The organism is Candidatus Rickettsiella isopodorum, assembly GCF_001881495.1.
Lineage (GTDB): Bacteria > Pseudomonadota > Gammaproteobacteria > Diplorickettsiales > Diplorickettsiaceae > Aquirickettsiella > Aquirickettsiella isopodorum.
This window is the reverse complement of sequence record NZ_LUKY01000032.1, coordinates 270187-288167: the sequence shown is the minus strand read 5'-3', so window position 1 is coordinate 288167 and position 17981 is coordinate 270187. Positions and strand designations below refer to the sequence as shown.

15 protein-coding genes are annotated in these 17981 nt (G+C 36.5%); 9 read left to right on the top strand and 6 right to left on the bottom strand.

What is annotated here, in order from left to right; genetic code table 11:
• Positions 1–45 precede the first annotated feature (45 nt).
• From rfbF to A1D18_RS03445, 9 genes are all read left to right on the top strand, one after another.
• Positions 46–852: a glucose-1-phosphate cytidylyltransferase gene (rfbF, locus tag A1D18_RS03485; RefSeq protein WP_071662425.1), complete on the top strand. Its 807-nt coding sequence runs from the start codon at positions 46–48 to the stop codon at positions 850–852.
• Positions 853–868: 16 nt separating this feature from the next.
• Entirely contained in the window at positions 869–1963 is a 1095-nt protein-coding gene (rfbG, locus tag A1D18_RS03480; RefSeq protein ID WP_071662522.1) for a CDP-glucose 4,6-dehydratase, read from the top strand.
• Positions 1956–3173 carry a DegT/DnrJ/EryC1/StrS family aminotransferase gene (locus A1D18_RS03475; RefSeq protein WP_216095018.1) on the top strand — a complete coding sequence of 406 codons (1218 nt, stop codon included), beginning with the start codon at positions 1956–1958 and terminating at the stop codon, positions 3171–3173. The genes rfbG and A1D18_RS03475 overlap by 8 nt, the downstream gene beginning before the upstream one ends.
• Positions 3154–3597 (top strand): GtrA family protein, encoded by a 444-nt coding sequence (locus A1D18_RS03470; protein WP_071662424.1) that lies wholly within the window; start codon positions 3154–3156, stop codon positions 3595–3597. Before A1D18_RS03475 ends, A1D18_RS03470 begins: the two co-directional genes overlap by 20 nt.
• Positions 3598–3628: 31 nt before the next feature.
• Positions 3629–4696, top strand: coding sequence for an NAD-dependent epimerase/dehydratase family protein (locus A1D18_RS03465; RefSeq protein ID WP_071662423.1), 1068 nt, complete (start codon positions 3629–3631; stop codon positions 4694–4696).
• A gap of 97 nt (positions 4697–4793) precedes the next feature.
• Positions 4794–5723 carry a glycosyltransferase family 2 protein gene (locus A1D18_RS03460; RefSeq protein WP_171910813.1) on the top strand — a complete coding sequence of 310 codons (930 nt, stop codon included), beginning with the start codon at positions 4794–4796 and terminating at the stop codon, positions 5721–5723.
• A gap of 23 nt (positions 5724–5746) precedes the next feature.
• A complete protein-coding gene (locus A1D18_RS03455) occupies positions 5747–6631 on the top strand; it encodes an acetaldehyde dehydrogenase (acetylating) (protein ID WP_071662421.1) in 885 nt (294 codons plus the stop codon).
• Positions 6616–7623 (top strand): 4-hydroxy-2-oxovalerate aldolase, encoded by a 1008-nt coding sequence (gene dmpG / locus A1D18_RS03450; RefSeq protein WP_071662420.1) that lies wholly within the window; start codon positions 6616–6618, stop codon positions 7621–7623. The genes A1D18_RS03455 and dmpG overlap by 16 nt, the downstream gene beginning before the upstream one ends.
• A gap of 44 nt (positions 7624–7667) precedes the next feature.
• Complete coding sequence (locus A1D18_RS03445; RefSeq protein ID WP_216095017.1) at positions 7668–9539, top strand: thiamine pyrophosphate-binding protein; 1872 nt, start codon at positions 7668–7670, stop codon at positions 9537–9539.
• Here the strand turns inward: A1D18_RS03445 and A1D18_RS03440 are convergent.
• From A1D18_RS03440 to polA, 6 genes are all read right to left on the bottom strand, one after another.
• The gene (locus tag A1D18_RS03440; RefSeq protein WP_071662418.1) at positions 9536–10822 is read right to left on the bottom strand and encodes an adenylosuccinate synthase; all 1287 of its coding nucleotides are present in this window, start codon (positions 10820–10822) and stop codon (positions 9536–9538) included. The two genes, A1D18_RS03445 and A1D18_RS03440, sit on opposite strands and share 4 nt — an antisense overlap.
• A 97-nt stretch (positions 10823–10919) precedes the next feature.
• Positions 10920–11846: a protease modulator HflC gene (gene hflC / locus A1D18_RS03435; RefSeq protein WP_071662417.1), complete on the bottom strand. Its 927-nt coding sequence runs from the start codon at positions 11844–11846 to the stop codon at positions 10920–10922.
• Positions 11843–13027 carry an FtsH protease activity modulator HflK gene (hflK, locus tag A1D18_RS03430; protein ID WP_071662416.1) on the bottom strand — a complete coding sequence of 395 codons (1185 nt, stop codon included), beginning with the start codon at positions 13025–13027 and terminating at the stop codon, positions 11843–11845. Before hflK ends, hflC begins: the two co-directional genes overlap by 4 nt.
• 283 nt (positions 13028–13310) lie before the next feature.
• Positions 13311–14519 (bottom strand): ribosome rescue GTPase HflX, encoded by a 1209-nt coding sequence (hflX, locus tag A1D18_RS03425; RefSeq protein ID WP_084028712.1) that lies wholly within the window; start codon positions 14517–14519, stop codon positions 13311–13313.
• Entirely contained in the window at positions 14512–14793 is a 282-nt protein-coding gene (gene hfq, locus A1D18_RS03420; RefSeq protein WP_071662520.1) for an RNA chaperone Hfq, read from the bottom strand. The genes hflX and hfq overlap by 8 nt, the downstream gene beginning before the upstream one ends.
• A gap of 321 nt (positions 14794–15114) precedes the next feature.
• A complete protein-coding gene (gene polA / locus A1D18_RS03415) occupies positions 15115–17814 on the bottom strand; it encodes a DNA polymerase I (RefSeq protein ID WP_071662415.1) in 2700 nt (899 codons plus the stop codon).
• Between the last annotated feature and the right edge of the window lie 167 nt (positions 17815–17981).

The following is a 17981-nucleotide window of genomic DNA, read 5'->3' as shown; positions in this document are numbered from 1 at the left end:
TTAGGCTACTAGCAATTGATTTTTTAGTAGAAAAAGGATTGTTTTATGAAAGCGGTTATTTTAGCAGGCGGAGCTGGAACTCGTATCAGTGAAGAAACCAGTTTGCGACCTAAACCCATGATCGAAATAGGCGGTAAGCCTATTATTTGGCATATCATGAAAATATTTTCAGTCTATGGGATTCATGATTTTATTATCTGTTTAGGCTATAAAGGCTATCTGATTAAAGAGTATTTTTCAAATTATTACTTACATACATCGGATATTACTTTTGATATGACCAAAAATCAGACGAAAATTCATCAGAATAATGCAGAGCCCTGGCGAATAACCCTAGTAGAAACAGGTGAACATACTATGACGGGCGGTCGTCTAAAAAGAGTAGCGCCTTATCTCGATAATGAGGATTTCTGTTTTACTTATGGAGATGGATTGGGTAATGTTAATCTTTATAAATTAATAGAATATCATAAACTTCAAAAAACATTGGCTACTTTAACAGCAGTGCAAGCACTAGGAAGATTTGGAGCGCTAAGAATTTCTGACCAAAAAGTTACTGCATTTAAGGAAAAACCTCATGGCGATGGTGCTTGGATTAATGGAGGTTTTTTTGTTTTATCTCCGTCAGTTCTTAATTATATTGATAGTGATAATACTTTATGGGAGAAGCAACCACTAGAGACTTTAGTTCAACAGGGTCAGTTGTCTGCCTATTTTCATCATGATTTTTGGCATCCTATGGATACACTACGTGATAAAAATGTTTTAGAAGAGATGTGGTCTTCAGGTAAAGCTCCTTGGAGACTTTGGGCTAATAAAGATCTAAAGTTTGAAAATTCAATTTGTACCTAGTTTAGTAAAAGTTAATATGAAGTTTTGGCAAGGAAAAACAGTGCTGTTAACTGGCCATGCAGGCTTTAAAGGGAGTTGGTTGTCTTTATGGTTAAAATCACTTGGCGTTAATTTGATTGGTTATTCATTAAAACCACCCACCTTTCCGAATCTCTTTGATATAACACAGCTTAGCACAGGAATGATAAATAACTTAGCAGATATAAGAGATTTTTCAGCATTACATGCTGTAATAAAAAAATATCAGCCAGAAATTATTATTCACATGGCCGCGCAATCACTGGTTCGTCATTCTTATCAAGCCCCTTTAGAAACCTATACAACCAACATTATGGGCACGATAAATTTACTAGAAGCAGCACGATTAACAGAGTCTGTCAAAGTTATAGTCAACGTAACCAGTGATAAATGCTATGAAAATGCTGATTTAAATAAAAAATATCGGGAAGAAGATAGGCTTGGTGGTCATGATCCCTATAGTAATAGTAAAGCCTGTTCAGAATTGGTAACCCAAACTTATCGGGATGTATATTTCAAACCTAGAGGCGTAGGCGTTGCTACGGTAAGAGCCGGAAACGTTATCGGAGGGGGAGATTGGGCAAAGGATCGCTTGGTTCCTGACGTGCTTAATGCTTGTATGAAGCATGAAAATATTTTACTGCGCTATCCAGATGCCTTGCGTCCCTGGCAACATGTGTTACAACCGCTCTATGGATATTTAATATTAGCCGAAAAATTGTATTCTGCGCCTGATATCTTCGCAGAAAGTTGGAATTTTGGGCCGGAAATAGAGGATATAAAATCGGTAAGCTGGATAACTGATTACCTTATTAAAATCTCTAATAGCACCGTTAAATGGATCAAGGATGAAACTAAACATTTGCATGAAGCAAATAGCTTGCAATTAGACAGTAGCAAAGCAAAGAAATTTTTGGGATGGGTTCCAATATGGAATCTAGAAACAGGCCTCAAAAAAACTGTAGATTGGTTTCAGGCTTATCAAACAGAAACAAATATGCACGATAAGACAATAAGTCAAATTAACCAATTTAGTAATGAAATGCAGGACTTTGCTGAAAAGAATTTTATTAAGGAAACATCGAATGCCTAAGGAATTTATTCATGTGCCTTATGGAAAATCGGTACATGGAGAAGAAGAGATAGCCGCGGTTATTTCTGTATTGCGTAGTTCAACACAAATGGGTAAAGCTGTCCGCGACATGGAAAAAAAAATATCGACATTATTTAATAAAGCATTTGGAGTTATGCTTAATTCAGGTTCATCAGCCAACTATCTAGCAATTGAATTATTAAAATTACCAGAATTTTCTGAAGTAATAACCCCAGTATTAACTTTTTCAACGACAGTAGCGCCCTTAATAAAAAATAAATTAATTCCAGTTTTTGTCGATGTCGAACTGGATACATTCAATATTGATGCCGATCAGATAGTAAGCATGATCACTGACAAAACAAAAGCATTAATCATTCCAAATTTACTGGGAAATTTACCAGATTGGCATAAAATAAGATTAATTGCTGATAAATATAATTTAGTCGTTATCGAAGATTCCTGTGATACCTTAGGGGCTACTCTAGATGGAAATGCTAGTGGTTTTTACTCTGACATCAGCACAACTAGCTTTTATGGATCGCATATTATTAATTGTGCTGGAAATGGTGGTATGTTGTGTGTAAACAATCCGTTTCTTGCAGAGAAAGCGAAATTACTGCGCAGCTGGGGACGTAGTTCCTCTTTATATGTAGAGTCAGAAAGCATAGAAAATCGTTTTCAAAATAAAATTGATGAAATTGATTATGACGCTAAATTTATCTTTGAAGAAATTGGTTATAATTTAGAACCATCAGAATTAGGGGCGGCATTTGGATTAGTTCAATTATCCAAGTTGGATAACATCATTAGCGTTCGTGAAAAGATTTTTGCTTCACATTTAGATTTTTTTTCTAAATATACAGATTGGTTTATTTTACCTAGACAATTGCAAGGCTCAAAAACGGCTTGGCTAGCTTTTCCCTTTATTGTGAGAGATGATGCGCCATTTAAACGTAAGGATTTACAAATATTTTTAGAGCAGAGAAATATACAGACGAGAACAATATTTACCGGGAATATTTTGCGACAACCTGGATTTACCAATATTTTACGTCGCGAAACAGAATTTGGATATCCCCATGCGGATCAAATAATGCGTGGAGGTATATTAATCGGTAGTCATCATGGTATGACCGAAACCATGATCGAGCATATTTATCAAACTTTTCACGAATTCGAGAATTGTTATGCAAATATTCAAGTTTAAAAAAAAACTAGATATTGAAACAAAAAAACAGTTCATTACGTTTCTTTTTGTCGGAGCTATTAATACCATATTTGGCTACTCAGTTTTTGCTTTTTTTATTTTTTTTCAAATAAGATATTATTTAGCTTTTCTATTTTCCGGATTGTTAGGGGTAATGTTTAATTTTATAACCACTGGAAGAATTGTATTCGAAAATAAAGACTTTGGTTTATTTTATAAATTTATATTAATAAGTACTATATTGTATTTTTTGCATATAATTTTAGTAAAAATGTTTAATATATATATCAATAATTTTTATATTTCAGGGTTAATAACTATGGCTCTTACTACATTTATATCGTTTTATCTCAATAAAAAAATTTTTACTATAAAAAATAAAATTGATTCTTTTGAAGAAAAATTAGATAAGCTAAATTTATGAAAAGAAACCAATATTTTTGATTATAAATCTAATGAACAGAAAAATTATAGATGAAGATATAGAAAATATCATTAGCAATGATCTTGCTTGGGATAAATTTGCAAATAAAACTATATTAATCACAGGCGCAAATGGATTTTTACCAGCCTATATGGTAGAAACATTGTGCCATTTAAATGATGTTAAAAAATATAATATAAAAATTTTTGCTCTTGCTAGAAATAAAGAAAAAACATTTGCTCGTTTTTGTACTTACTTAAATCGAAATTATTTAAAGTTTTTTTTTCAAGATGTTTGCCTTCCGATTAATATATCGGATAAAATTGATTATATTATCCATGCTGCAAGTCAAGCGAGTCCTAAATATTATGCCATTGATCCTGTAGGGACCTTATCGGCGAATGTGTTAGGTACGCATCATTTATTAGAATTAGCTAAACTTCATAAAGTAGAACGTTTTTTGTATTTCAGTTCTGGAGAAGTGTACGGAGAAGTTGATGTAACACAAGTACCAATCAAGGAAAATACCTTTGGATATCTTGATCCCACGCACATCCGATCTTGTTATGCCGAAAGTAAACGTATGGGTGAAAATATGTGTATTTCCTATGCACATCAATATCAATTGCATGTTAACATTGCACGGCCTTTTCATATTTATGGACCTGGATTAAGTTTAGACGATGGTCGCGTGTATGCTGATTTTTCTGCTGATATCTTTTATGATCGGGATATCACTATTCATGGAAAAGGTACAGCAATTCGATCATTTTGTTATCTAGCCGACGCGACTTTAGGCTTTTTTACTATATTATTAAAAGGAGAAAATGCTGAAGCTTATAATGTAGGGAATCTAGATTGTTCTTTAAGTATCATGGAGTTAGCGGTTAAATTAAAAAATCTATTTAATGATAGGCAGTTAAAGGTAGTTAAAAAGTCGAGATCGTTTCAATCAGAATATTTAGAGAGTAAAATCTCAGTTAATATACCGGATATTAAAAAAATTCAAACGCTAGGATGGTCGCCAAAAATTACTATTGAAGAAGGATTTTTAAGAACAATTAAGAGTTGTTATGAGCTTGTTTATGTGCAAGGATAACTTTCCAAGGTCAGATATTAAAGGAAGATTACATGGATGCTAAGTGTGATTTCCATAGCATCAAGATCAAATTTAACTTCTATCCTGGTAAATTAATATGCAATTAATCTCAGTGGTAACGCCCTGTTTCAATGAAAAAGACAATATTAAAGATATTTATCTAACGGTAAAGGAGATTTTTTCTAAACTTGGCACGTATTGTTATGAACATATTTTTATAGACAATTCTTCAACTGATAACAGTATTTTTTTACTAAAAGAAATAGCAAGTATTGATTCTAATGTAAAACTTATCATCAATTCGAGAAACTTTGGCTGGATTCGCTCCCCTTTTTATGGCTTGTTACAGGCATCAGGTGACGCCATTATTTATATGGCAGCTGATTTTCAGGATCCACCAAACCTGATTAACGATTTCTTAAAAAAATGGGAGGAAGGATGTAAGATAGTGATAGGAACGAAACTACAAAGTGAAGAATCTTTTTTTAAATTTTTTATTCGAAAATTGTATTATAAATTTTCCGATAAGATTGCTGATTTAAAATTACTTAATAATTTTACAGGTTTTGGTTTGTATGATCGATCTATAATTCATATTATGCGTCAGTTCAACGATCCTTATCCTTATCTTCGAGGAATGGTTGCGGAAATTGGTTTTGATATTGCTGAAATTCCGTTTAAGCAGCCAAAGCGCAAACGAGGTTTTTCGTCAAGCACTTTCTATCAGCTTTATGAAATGGCCATGTTGGGAATTACCACTCATTCTAAACTACCGCTTAGAATTCTGTCTTTAGTCGGATTTTCTTTGGCCTTTATTAGTATGCTTATAGCGGTTATTTATATTTTTGCTAAGCTGTTTTTTTGGAGCAAGTTTCCCTTGGGATTTGCACCTATATTAATAGGTTCTTTTTTCTTTTTTTCAATGCAAATGTTTTTTGTCGGTTTGTTAGGAGAATATATTGCTTCGATTCATCATCAGGTTTTAAAGCGGCCTTTAGTTATAGAAAAAGAAAGGGTTAACTTTTGATAACTTATTCTCAGCTGTAAAAAATGAAAGTTGCAATCCTAGGAAGTGGCAACATAGGGACAGATTTGTTAATTAAAATTCTGCGATCACCTTATTTAGAGTGCGGCGTATTTATCGGTCGAAATGTATTATCTAAAGGTATTCAAAAAGCTTGTGAATTAGGTGTGAATACATCAGTGTCTGGTATTGAGTATATTCTAAAAAACTCTGATTGTTGTGAAATGGTGTTCGATGCAACTTCAGCAGTGGCACATGCAATACATGCTCCTATTTTGAGAAGCTTAGATAAATTTACGATTGATCTCACACCGGCGAAACAAGGAGAAATGTGCGTACCGATTATTAATTTAGAGAGTGCTTTACAACATAAAAACATTAATATGATAACATGCGGTGGTCAAGCTACTTTACCTATTATTCATGCCTTCAGTATTTCAGGTGCGAAGATTCAATATATCGAGGTGGTTTCCAGCATTGCATCTTCCAGCGCAGGACCTGCTACGCGAATTAATTTAGATGAATATATTCATACTACTGAGCAGGCTATAAAATTTTTTACAGGAGTTTCAAAAGCTAAGGCTATCTTAAATCTCAATCCTGCATTACCCTGTATTGATATGCAAACCACTATTTTTGCTAAAGTTAAACATTTAGATATGCAAAAATTTACTAAAATGGCTGAATGTGTTGAGAAAAAAGTTCAGAGCTACGTGCCGGGTTACAAAATACTTTTAAATCCTTTAATGGAAAATAAGCGTATTATTGTAATAGTGCAAGTGAAAGGGCAGGGTGATTATCTTCCTGATTATGCTGGAAATCTAGATATTATTAACTGTGCAGCTTTGGCGATAGCGGAAAAATACGCAATGAGTAGATTGAATAAGGAAATTCTATGCGGTCCATCTTAATTAGTGATCCTACTTTACGCGATGGAAATCATGCTCTAAAACATCAGTTAAATGGTGAGCAGATTGCTAACTATTGTATTGCGGCAGAATCTGCAGGTATTCCTATTGTGGAAGTAGGTCATGGAAATGGTTTAGGTGCATCTTCTTTGCAACTTGGAATTGCTAAACTTACCGATGAAAAAGTACTTAACTTAGCGAGAACCCATCTTAAAAAATCTCGTTTAGGGATTCATATTATTCCTGGATTCGGAACAGTTAAAAAAGATTTGCGCCCGGCTATTGAATTGGGGGTTGATGTGGTACGTGTGGCTGCTCATTGTTCTGAGGCTGATATCGCGGAGCGTCATATACAATTCGTTCGGATGCAAGAAAAAACAGTTTATGGTGTGTTAATGATGGCACATATGATAAGTAGCAAAGAACTGCTTATTCAAGCTGCTAAGATGGAAGCTTATGGGGCACAGGGTATTGTTTTTATGGACTCAGCGGGCAATTTTTTGCCAGAGGATGTGATAGAGAGAGTAAAAATTTTAGTTGATCATCTTTCTATTCCTATAGGATTTCATGCGCATAATAATTTAGGGCTTGCTATTGCAAATTCATTAGTGGCTGTAGAAGCTGGAGCTACTATTTTAGATGGTTGTGCGCGTGGATTTGGTGCAGGCGCAGGAAATACTCAGCTCGAAGTTTTAGTAGGAGTGCTTGATCGAAAAGGATACCATACAGGCATTGATTTTTATAAAATGTTGGATGCTAGTGATATTGCTGAAAAAGAACTTTTGAAAGAAATCCCTGCAATAAAATCATTGAGTATTATAAGTGGACTTGCTGGCGTTTTTTCTGGATTTCTAAAACCCGTTTTGCGAATTGCAAAAGAGTTTGAGGTAGATCCTAGAGATATTTTTATTGAACTCGGACGACGTAGGATAATAGCAGGGCAAGAAGATATTATCATTGAAGTCGCAAATGATTTAGCAAAAAAAGCAAGTTAATAAACATAAGCTATCTAAATTGAAAACTTATTAAAAATATTTTTATGAAAATAAGTGAAGTAATTGCAAATTTTTTAGCAGAAAAAGGGATCCGCCATATATTTGGTATTATTGGGGCCGGAAATGCGCAACTATTTGATTCAATAGTGTCGAAAGGGTTTACAACTATAATTTGTGTTCATCATGAACAAGCAGCTTGTATGGCGGCGCAAGCATATTATCGCATTTGTGGTGCCTTATCCGCTGCTATTGTTACCACCGGTGCAGGATCGACCAATGCGATTACTGGAGTGGTGAGTGCATGGATGGACTCTATTCCTTGTTTAGTGATTTCTGGAAATGAAAATTCTAAATATACTCTGGAAGATAATCCGTTAAGAATTTGGGGCGTCCAGGGTTACGACTCTGTTGCTATGGTGAGTAAGGTAACTAAATATGCAACAAGAGTTCTAAGTCCAAATGAAGCATTATTAGCTTTAGAAACTGCCTATTATCATGCATTAAATGCTAAGCCTGGACCTTGTTGGATTGATTTTCCAATGAATATTCAAGCTTTGCAGTTACATGAGTTTGAATCATCTCAACAGGAGCAAGCACAATTATCAAAACCTTCTTCTGAGAATGCTTTAAAAATAACTGAGCTGTATCAGATGGCAAATTGTGTTTGGAATGAATTAACTAAAGCACAACGACCGGTTATTTGGTTAGGTCATGGCATTCGTTTAGCCGATGCAGTTGATCTCGTTGAACCTTTTATCAATTTTTTACAATGCCCCGTATTAATTTCATGGGCAGGGATTGATATGATTTCGTCGGATCATCCTTTAGTTTTTGGTAGAGCGGGTGTCTACGGTCAACGAGCCGCTAATTTTATTTTACAAAATTGTGATTTTCTTTTGGCAGTGGGGACACGTTTAGCTATTCCTCAAATTGGCTATGATTTGAATGAATTTATTAGAACAGCAAAATTAGCTTTAGTGGATATTGATTTAGCAGAGATCCAGAAATATGCAGATAAAATATCCATACCTATACACGCAGATGCGAAAGATTTTATGCAAGCCATGTTGGCTATTAGGGAATCAAATTCTATTTCCAAACAGAAACCAAAATTTTGGTTAGAACAATGTAATAATTATCGAAATAAATATCCCATTTTAAATCATGAATATTTTGATCGTGATGGTTATATCAATTCTTATACTTTTATCCATAAACTATCTGGTTATTTTACAAATAACCAGATTATAGTTACCGATATGGGAACTGCTTTATTAAGCACGCATCAAATATTATCGATTAAAAAAGGCCAACGTTTAATTACCTCGACGGGTCTGGGTGAAATGGGTTATGCACTTCCTGCCGCTATAGGTGCAGCATTTGCCAATAAAAATGCTGAGATAATTTGTTTGAACTGTGATGGCGGAATGATGCTTAATTTGCAAGAATTACAAACCATAGTGCATCACAATTTACCGATAAAAATATTTGTGTTTAATAATGATGGTTATCTTATGATTAAACATACACAAAAATCATTATTTTCCGGAAGGTATACCGGGACTAATAAACAATCGGGTGTTAGCTGCCCAGACTTTTCTGCTTTAGCACGAGCATTTGATATGCCATCGTTTGTTATTCGGACCTGGGAAGACGTAGAATCCGAAATTCTAAAAGTAAAAAATTTAACTGGGCCAGCTATTTGTGAAGTATTTACACATCCAGAGCAATTATTTAGCCCTAAATTATCACTCGCTTTACAAAAAGATGGTTCTATTGTTTCTCCTCCTTTAGAAGACTTATCTCCTTTACTTTCTAGAGAAGAGCTACGTGAAAATATGTTGATAGGACTACATCCAAAATCTGAGGTAATAGAAGTAAAATCTGAATTTAAAGATACTTCGATTTGTGGTTAAACAATTTTCTCCAAAATAATTGTTTCATCTCTATCTGCACCAGTGGAAATAATGACTATCGGTACGCCCACCAATGCTTCGATACGATTTAAATAAGTCTGGGCATTTTTTGGTAATTTGGCTAATTCTTTAATCGGCGTTGTCGGTGTTTGCCACCCAGGGAGTTCTTCGTACAGTGGAATGCATTGTGTGAGATCTTCTGGATTTAAAGGTAAGTCGGTGAGTACCTGAGATCCTAATTGATAGGCAGTGCAAATTTTAATGTGAGGTAATGTATCCAATACATCCAGTTTAGTCAGACATAAGCCAGAGACGCTACTTAGCTGGATTGCACGGCGCAATAAAACTGTATCTAACCATCCACAACGACGTGGACGTTTGGTAACACTCCCGTATTCATTCCCGCGATCTCTAAGAGTATCGCCGTCTTGATCCTGCAATTCCGTGGGAAAGACGCCATTCCCAACACGCGTGCTATAGGCTTTGCTGACACCTAATACATAATCAAAACAACGGATTCCTAAGCCGCTACCTGTAGCTGCAGAACCGGCAATGGTATTCGATGAAGTGACAAATGGATAAGTGCCTTGATCGATATCTAAAAAGGTACCTTGTGCCCCTTCAAATAATAAGGCTTTCTTTTCTTCATGATATTTTGCTAAGAGTGCAGGGATATCGGTAATGAGAGGAACTAACTGTTTACCTAATGCTAATAAATGCGTACAAGCTTTCTCGTAATCTATCGTTTGAGCCTGATAATAATGATCAAGTAAAAAATTGTGATAGTGGAAAAGTATTTTTAATTTTTCAGCGAATTGCTGCGGATGGAAAAAATCACAAAGCCGTAAACCACGTCGCGCTACCTTATCTTCGTAGGCAGGTCCTATCCCACGTTTTGTTGTTCCAATGGCATTTTTTCCGCTTTTTTCGCGTGCTTCATCGAGTGCGATATGTGTGGGTAAGATAATAGGACAGGTTGCACTGAGTTTGAGACGTTGGCGTGCAGGAATGCCTTGCTGTTCTAATTCTTCCATTTCTTTGAGTAGAGCTTCCGGTGAAATCACCACGCCATTCCCAATTAAACATTCTACTCCTGCATGTAAAATTCCAGAGGGAATTAAACGTAGAATAGTTTTTTTTCCTTGGATAACTAAAGTATGTCCGGCGTTGTGTCCTCCCTGAAAGCGTACGACTGCTTTAACATGTTGTGTGAGCAAGTCAACAATTTTTCCTTTCCCTTCGTCGCCCCATTGGCAACCCACTATAATGATCGTTTTTGTCATGATTTAAAAAACACCCAATAAGAAATACTTTGATACGTTAATTAAACTAAAGAGAAAAGATAGTGGCATAATTCGGTACTTTCTTCATGCGGTTAGTTTAATTGGTTAATTTAATTTTGTTTTTATTTATTTGATCTTTTTCTAGTTTGAAGTGTTCATCTTTCGTGTTTAATAATAAAAAATTATTCACTGGAGTTTGATTAAAGCCTTGTTGATAGGCTTGTAGATTGAGATAAAAAGCAGCAAATTCTGGATTTTTATTATAGGCTTTATTATATATTTTAGCGGCTTCGGCATCTCCTTGCGCACGAATTTGTGCCGCTTCTTCTTTTGCTTTAGCTAAAATTAAGCTCACTGAATTATCCGCGTTGGCACGAATCAACTCGGCATGGGCTTTGCCTTCGGCACGTTGGGTAATGGCACTATTTTCCTGCTCAGTACTCATACTGTTTAGTAATCGTGTATTGGCGTTAGCAGATAAGTGGAGCTGTTTAAAACCAATCTGTGTAAGCTGAATACCTGCTGTTTTGAGTTGTTTATTTGCTGCAGACAAAACGGAGTTTTGTTGCGTCGTTGTTCCCTGTAAGATAAGTTGGCTAAAAGGAATAGGCGTATTCTTGTTATTGAATAAGCTAGCTAATTGCTGGCCGATTAACAATTTAATTTGTTGGAAATTATTTTTTGTTTGTTGATAATAGCGTATAGGATCGCTAATGTGCCAATTCGCAAAATAGTCGATAGTAAGGGGGTTTTCTGGCGAGTTCTTTTCATCACTGTTTTCACTAAATATTAGTGTTTGCAAGCGATTATCGAGCAATATCGGTCGCATGAAAAAAGGTATTATAAAGTGTAAACCCGGTTTAAGAACCGAATCTGATTCTTGTCCATTAGACATTAATTTTTCTTCAGACACTAATAAAGCCCGATGGCCTTCGGGTACGATAGTGATGCTTTGGTAAAGAATAAAAGATAAACAGACTAAAAAGCCTAAGAGCAAATGAATTTTTTTTCTTAGAATGATCATTCATATCCTCCGGAAATATTGTAACTACTGGGGATAGTATTATTTTTTTTATTACTAGGTTCTTTATTAGCAGTAATTTCTTTTTTATCGTTAGTATCTGCCGCACTGATAGGGCTTAATTTAGTTGTGTTTATAGAGGGTAGGGTACTGGATTGATCGAGTGTTAAGGAAAAATTGGTATGAGCACTATTAGCAACAACCAGTTTATTGCTATGTGCCATCATCGTTTGTAAGACATCTAAATAAAGCCGTTTCCTTGTCAATGAAGGAGAGGCTTCATAAGGAGGTAATAAAGCTAAAAAACGAATAATTTCTGTCTTAGCTTTTAAAACAGTTTGTTGTTGGTAAGTTTTGGCATCCGCTATCAGTCGTTGCGCTTCTGCTTTAGCATGTGGTTCTACTTGAAGCGCATAAACATTAGCCAATTTTTCAAGTTGCTGTTGATCCCGTTTAGCATTAGCGGCATCCGTAAAAGCAGCGTGCAGTTGTTCTGGAATTTGAATGGATCCTAATTCAATATTTTTGATAGCTAAGCCGGTTTGTTCTTTTATCATTGATGTATTGAGTTGTTTTTGTAAATTATTGGCCAATGCAAGAGGTGAAGTGGTGAGCAGTTGATTTAAAGTAAATTGGCTGAGCGTGTGATTAACTGCACTGTGTATGATTGCTTGTAAACTGAGTAAAGGATGAGCACTGTTAAAAAGATAATTGTGTGGATTAACAATTGAGTAATCAATGTTGACATCAACAGCAATTTTGCTTTCATCGTGTGTTAGCAGCTTAACCGTAGTAGAAAGTTTACTGACTTTCCCGGAATTGATTATGGTAACGTGTTGGAATGGCTTTAAAATCCAATGATAGCCAGAACCTTCTGTAGCGCGATACACTCCAAAACGTGTAATAACAGCGGATTCATCCAGATTGACCTTAAAAAAACCGAGCACAAGCCATGCGAGTAAGCAGAAGACTGAAATTAGACCGATTGCCTTTGCATTAAGTTTTGTGGGAATAAATGGGCGAGCAAGTGCCGATTTATTATTCAAAATTCTTAACTTGAATAAAGCAATAATTTTTTTAAATAAATCACGCAAAAAGGCTTCGAGATCAGGAGGAGTCTGTTTGGGTCGTCCTGTCCACGGATCTTTGTTCTTGCTGGGATCACCCGGTTCGTTCCAGGGCATAGTATGCTCCAATTGTTAGTTTTTTAAGATTTTTCCAAAGCTTATATTTTTCTATCGCGATGTTCCTGTGTTAAATAGCTTCACTTTTCATCAGATTTTAAGTTAGATTCTGAATTAATGAACCTAACGGATTTGACCTACACTGTAGATAACGCCCACTCAGAGAAGCATTTTAGGCATGCTGAGCCATTCTAGCAACTATTAATTCAGAAATGTGTGGTTAAAAGTCTGAGACGGAATTTAAGCTATCGTTTAATTTGGTGCTAGAAAAACAGAATAAACTCTAAATAAACGGCATTTTAGGCATTATTGAGTTTTTTTCATCCCGTCGTGTGAGGCTAAGGGAGGCATCTAGATCTGCTAGCGGGAGATTAAACCGATAAGAATTTTCGGTACTGCTTTGATACGCAAGACATTCGATGATTGCCTGTTTTAATAGCTTGATACCTATGCCCGATTGAGCAGATATCCAAACCTTAGTCGGTAGGCCTGCTGCATTGCGTTCTAAGCGGGGCGAGTAATTTTCAAGTCGATCGATTTTATTAATGACGACTAATTGAGTAATGTGATCCGTGTGTATTTGTTTTAAAACGTCATGAACCGCTTGGTTACATTCGTTCTTTTCTGTATTAGTGGCATCGACTACATGCAATAATAGATCGGCTTGTTGGGTTTCTTCTAATGTTGCACGAAAAGCGGCTACTAGAGGGTGAGGCAAGTGACGTATGAAACCCACCGTGTCGGCCAAAATGGCTATTTGTCCGTCATTAAGAGGCATACGACGTATACTGGGATCTAGTGTCGCAAAAGGCTGGTTGGCAACGAAGACGGTTGATTTAGTTAACCGATTAAACAATGTAGATTTTCCGGTATTAGTGTAACCGACTAAGCAGATATAGGGTGTGTGAGATTTTCTTCTTGCACGCTGACTTTGCGCACGTTGCGAGCGAACTTTTTCTAAACGTTTTTGTATCACTTTAATTTGTTGTCGAATTAAACGTTTATCCGTTTCTAATTGTGTTTCACCAGGACCGCGTAAGCCAATACCACCGCGTTGCCTTTCTAAGTGTGTCCAACCACGGATCAGCCGAGTGGAGAGATGTTCTAATTGCGCAAGCTTAACCTGCAATTTCCCTTCAAAAGTACGTGCACGTCGCGCAAAAATATCGAGGATTAATCCGGTGCGCCCTAATACACGACAATGTAATTTTTGTTCTAAATTTCGTTCTTGAGCGGGGCTGAGATCATGATTAAATAGAATTAACTGCGATCGGTGTGCAATGGTGGCAGTGACTATTTCTTCAAGCTTACCTAAGCCAATGAAATATTTTACTTGAGCCCGACGTTGTCGCCCAGTGATGAGAGCCATCGGTTGGGCGCCCGCTGCTAGAGCTAGCTCCTGAAATTCTTTTACTATTTCTTCGTGTTCATATTTTTTAAAATAAATATGGACTAAAAGCGCTAGCTCACCGCTTTGGGGACGTTCAAGCATTACTGATTTCTAGTTCCTCGTCAGTCACATTACAATTTTGTAGATCATTGCTTTCATCAATACTTGCTAATTTAACATTCTTTGCTGGAACGACTGTTGAAATAGCATGTTTGTAGACCATTTGGCTAACTGAGTTTTTTAATAACACTACGAACTGATCAAATGATTCGACTAAACCCTGAAGTTTAATCCCGTTAACAAGATAGATCGAAACAGGAACTTTATCTTTACGCAATGCGTTTAGAAAAGGATCTTGTAGTTGCCCTTTAGACATAATTAGCTTCTCCATGCAAATTTTAAATATAAATATAATCTCAAAAAGCCTTGGTCTTAAATTTATTTAGCTTATAACCAAGCGCAGTAAGTTTAGCATGGGAAATGCATAGGGCATAGCCCTGAACATTAAGAGTTTGTCCGGTCAGAGGGGAGTCAGGGAGAATGTAAGCGTGTAGTCTATCGGTTCATCCGCTCAACAGAACAGGATATTCGCATAAAAATAGTGATAAAAAATGAATTTCGGATTTTTTTAAGGTCCGTCATTTTATACCTAATAGGTAATTTTTGGTATATTTAAGATAAAATGACGTTCTTCTAGTTAAAGGGCTTTGCTCCAATTCGATCCTATCTGAGTATCGACCATGAGGGGAACGGACAGCTGTGTGGTATTGACCATTAAATCTTCAATCAGTTGTTTTACTGACTTAAGATCCTCATCAGCGACTTCGAACACCAGTTCGTCGTGAACTTGCATAATCATATGTGCTTTAAAAGCTTGCTGAGTTAAAGCATGATCAATAGTGATCATCGCTTTTTTTATGATATCTGCTGCACTACCTTGTAAGGGAGCATTAATTGCAGCACGTTCACTGGCTCGACGTTGTAAAGGATCACTGGAATTAATAAAGGCTAAATTCAAACGACGTCCAAATAAGGTCGTGACATAAGCTTGTTCATGAGCTTGTTGCCGTGTTCGCTCCATATAGTCTTTTACGCCAGGGTAACGAGCAAAATAGCGATCGATATAATTTTTAGCTTCTTCACGTGAAATGCCTAGTTGTTTGGCTAAGCCAAAGGCAGACATTCCATAAATGAGGCCAAAATTGACCGCTTTAGCACTACGACGCTGTTCATGTGACACTTGATCTAAGGGAATATTTAAAACCTCTGCTGCAGTGGCTTTGTGAATATCAAGACCTCGTGCAAACGCATCCAATAAACCTTTATCTTGTGAAAAGTGGGCAACAATACGTAATTCGATCTGAGAATAATCCGCAGCAAGGATTTTATAGCCCGCTGGAGCAATAAAAGCCTGTCGGATTTTTCGACCTTCTTTTGTGCGTGCTGGAATATTTTGTAGATTAGGATCTGAGGACGAGAGCCGTCCTGTTACGACGGCAGCTTGATGATAAGAGGTGTGGATACGACCGGTTTTTGGATTAATCTGTAATGGAAGTTTGTCTGTATAGGTTGATTTTAATTTACTTAAACTTCGATGCTTTAAAATGACTTTAGCTAGCGGAAATTTTATAGCGAGTGCTTGCAAAACACTTTCAGAGGTTGAAGCTTGGCCTTTGGGTGTTTTTTCTAAAATAGGTAAGCCTTGCTCCGCAAATAACACCGTTTGTAATTGTTTTGGAGATCCTAAGTTAAAGGTTTTACCGGCCAATTGATAGGCTTCTTCTTCAAGTTTTAATAAACGTTTTGCAATCGAACGACTTTGTTTTTCTAGTAATTGTGCATCGACTAACACCCCGTGACGCTCAATGCGGGATAATACGGGTATTAACGGCATTTCAATGTCGCTAAAAACTTTAGATAAACCTGCTAATGTCTCTAATTGCGGTTTAAGAATTTCATGTAACCGTAAAGCAATATCGGCGTCTTCGGCAGCATAAGGACCGGCTTCCTGGATATCGATTTGATTAAATGTTTTTTGTTTTGACCCTTTACCAGCGATTTCTTCAAAACGTATGGTTTTATGGTCCAGATGTTTTATTGCCGCACTATCGAGGCTATGTGAATTACTTGCACTATCGAGTAAATAAGACGCTAACATGGTATCAAAGTGAAGCCCTTGCAGTGGGATCTCATAATTCGCCAGTATGCCGCTATCATATTTTAAGTTATGACCTATTTTTAATTGTTTAGGATCTTCAAATAAAGGTTTTAATTGTTGTAAAACCCAATCTCTAGATAATTGTTTGGGTGCTTCTGGATAATTATGGGCCAGGGGGATATACACAGGTTTTTTACATTGAATGGCAAAAGATAGACCGACCAGTTCGGCTTGCATGACGTCTAAACTCGTTGTTTCAGTATCGAATGCCCAGAGTTTACTTGTTATTAATTGTTTTAAAAGTACTTGAAAAGCTTCTTCGTCGAGAATTAATGAATAAGCGGTTTGTGTAGATAGATTTTTATCGTTCGCTTGGTTGCTTAAATCTAAATTTTTTTCTAATTCGCGCATCCATCCTTTGAATTCTAGTTTTTTATAGCTATTCATTAACGCTAAAGTATCAGGAGCTTGGGGCCGAAATTTTTCTAAGTCAAACTCGAGGTCGACATCAGTTTTAATCGTAACTAATTGACGCGATAAGGGGAGTTTGTCGAGATGCGCTTTAAGATTTTCTCCTACTTTGCCTTTAATTTCATGGGCGTTTTTTATCAGTGATTCCAGAGTTCCATAGTGATTCAGCCATTTTGCTGCAGTTTTTGGTCCTACGTTGGGAATTCCAGGGACATTATCCACCGTATCACCAATCAAACTTAAATAATCGGTTATTTGTTCTGGAGTGACACCAAATTTATCAACGACACCTTGATAGTCTAATCGAGAGTTGGTCATGGTGTTCACTAAGGTAATGTGTTCGCAAACTAATTGCGCAAAATCCTTATCACCGGTAGAAATTAAAACCGGTAGCTGTTGTTGTACTGCTTTAGCGGCTAAAGTCCCTATCACATCATCGGCTTCAACGCCTGAATGGATAATGAGTGGTAAGCCTAATTCACGCACGATGGCATAGAGAGGTTCTATTTGGAATTGTAAGTCATCTGGCATCGTAGGGCGATGAGCTTTGTACTCCGTATATAATTCTTCACGGAAAGTTTTACCTTTAGCATCAAAAACCACTACCATATACTCTGGGTTAGTGTCTTTAATTAATCTGCGTAGCATATTAATGACACCATAAACGGCGCCGGTGGGTTCCCCTCTAGAATTACTTAACGGCGGAAGTGCATGAAAAGCACGGTATAGATAGGAAGTGCCATCGACTAGGACCAGGGGTTTTTTCATAAGACTTCTTTCCAGCAGTATTGATAGAGTTGCTTGTACGGATAAACGCGCAAGTCTAGTGTTTAGAAAGCAGCATTTTCATAACCAAAACGATGCGTATTGAAAGTTAGGCTTTAGAATTTAAGCTAGCAGTTTCGTTATCGTGTTCAATGATATGATAACATAGC

Bases quoted from the DNA above. Each gene is read 5' to 3' on its own strand.
- rfbF (WP_071662425.1), top strand. From the start codon at position 46: ATGAAAGCGGTTATTTTAGCAGGCGGAGCTGGAACTCGTATCAGTGAA.
- rfbG (WP_071662522.1), top strand. From the start codon at position 869: ATGAAGTTTTGGCAAGGAAAAACAGTGCTGTTAACTGGCCATGCAGGC.
- A1D18_RS03475 (WP_216095018.1), top strand. From the start codon at position 1,956: ATGCCTAAGGAATTTATTCATGTGCCTTATGGAAAATCGGTACATGGA.
- A1D18_RS03470 (WP_071662424.1), top strand. From the start codon at position 3,154: ATGCAAATATTCAAGTTTAAAAAAAAACTAGATATTGAAACAAAAAAA.
- A1D18_RS03465 (WP_071662423.1), top strand. From the start codon at position 3,629: ATGAACAGAAAAATTATAGATGAAGATATAGAAAATATCATTAGCAAT.
- A1D18_RS03460 (WP_171910813.1), top strand. From the start codon at position 4,794: ATGCAATTAATCTCAGTGGTAACGCCCTGTTTCAATGAAAAAGACAAT.
- A1D18_RS03455 (WP_071662421.1), top strand. From the start codon at position 5,747: ATGAAAGTTGCAATCCTAGGAAGTGGCAACATAGGGACAGATTTGTTA.
- dmpG (WP_071662420.1), top strand. From the start codon at position 6,616: ATGCGGTCCATCTTAATTAGTGATCCTACTTTACGCGATGGAAATCAT.
- A1D18_RS03445 (WP_216095017.1), top strand. From the start codon at position 7,668: ATGAAAATAAGTGAAGTAATTGCAAATTTTTTAGCAGAAAAAGGGATC.
- A1D18_RS03440 (WP_071662418.1), bottom strand. From the start codon at position 10,822: ATGACAAAAACGATCATTATAGTGGGTTGCCAATGGGGCGACGAAGGG.
- hflC (WP_071662417.1), bottom strand. From the start codon at position 11,846: ATGATCATTCTAAGAAAAAAAATTCATTTGCTCTTAGGCTTTTTAGTC.
- hflK (WP_071662416.1), bottom strand. From the start codon at position 13,027: ATGCCCTGGAACGAACCGGGTGATCCCAGCAAGAACAAAGATCCGTGG.
- hflX (WP_084028712.1), bottom strand. From the start codon at position 14,519: ATGCTTGAACGTCCCCAAAGCGGTGAGCTAGCGCTTTTAGTCCATATT.
- hfq (WP_071662520.1), bottom strand. From the start codon at position 14,793: ATGTCTAAAGGGCAACTACAAGATCCTTTTCTAAACGCATTGCGTAAA.
- polA (WP_071662415.1), bottom strand. From the start codon at position 17,814: ATGAAAAAACCCCTGGTCCTAGTCGATGGCACTTCCTATCTATACCGT.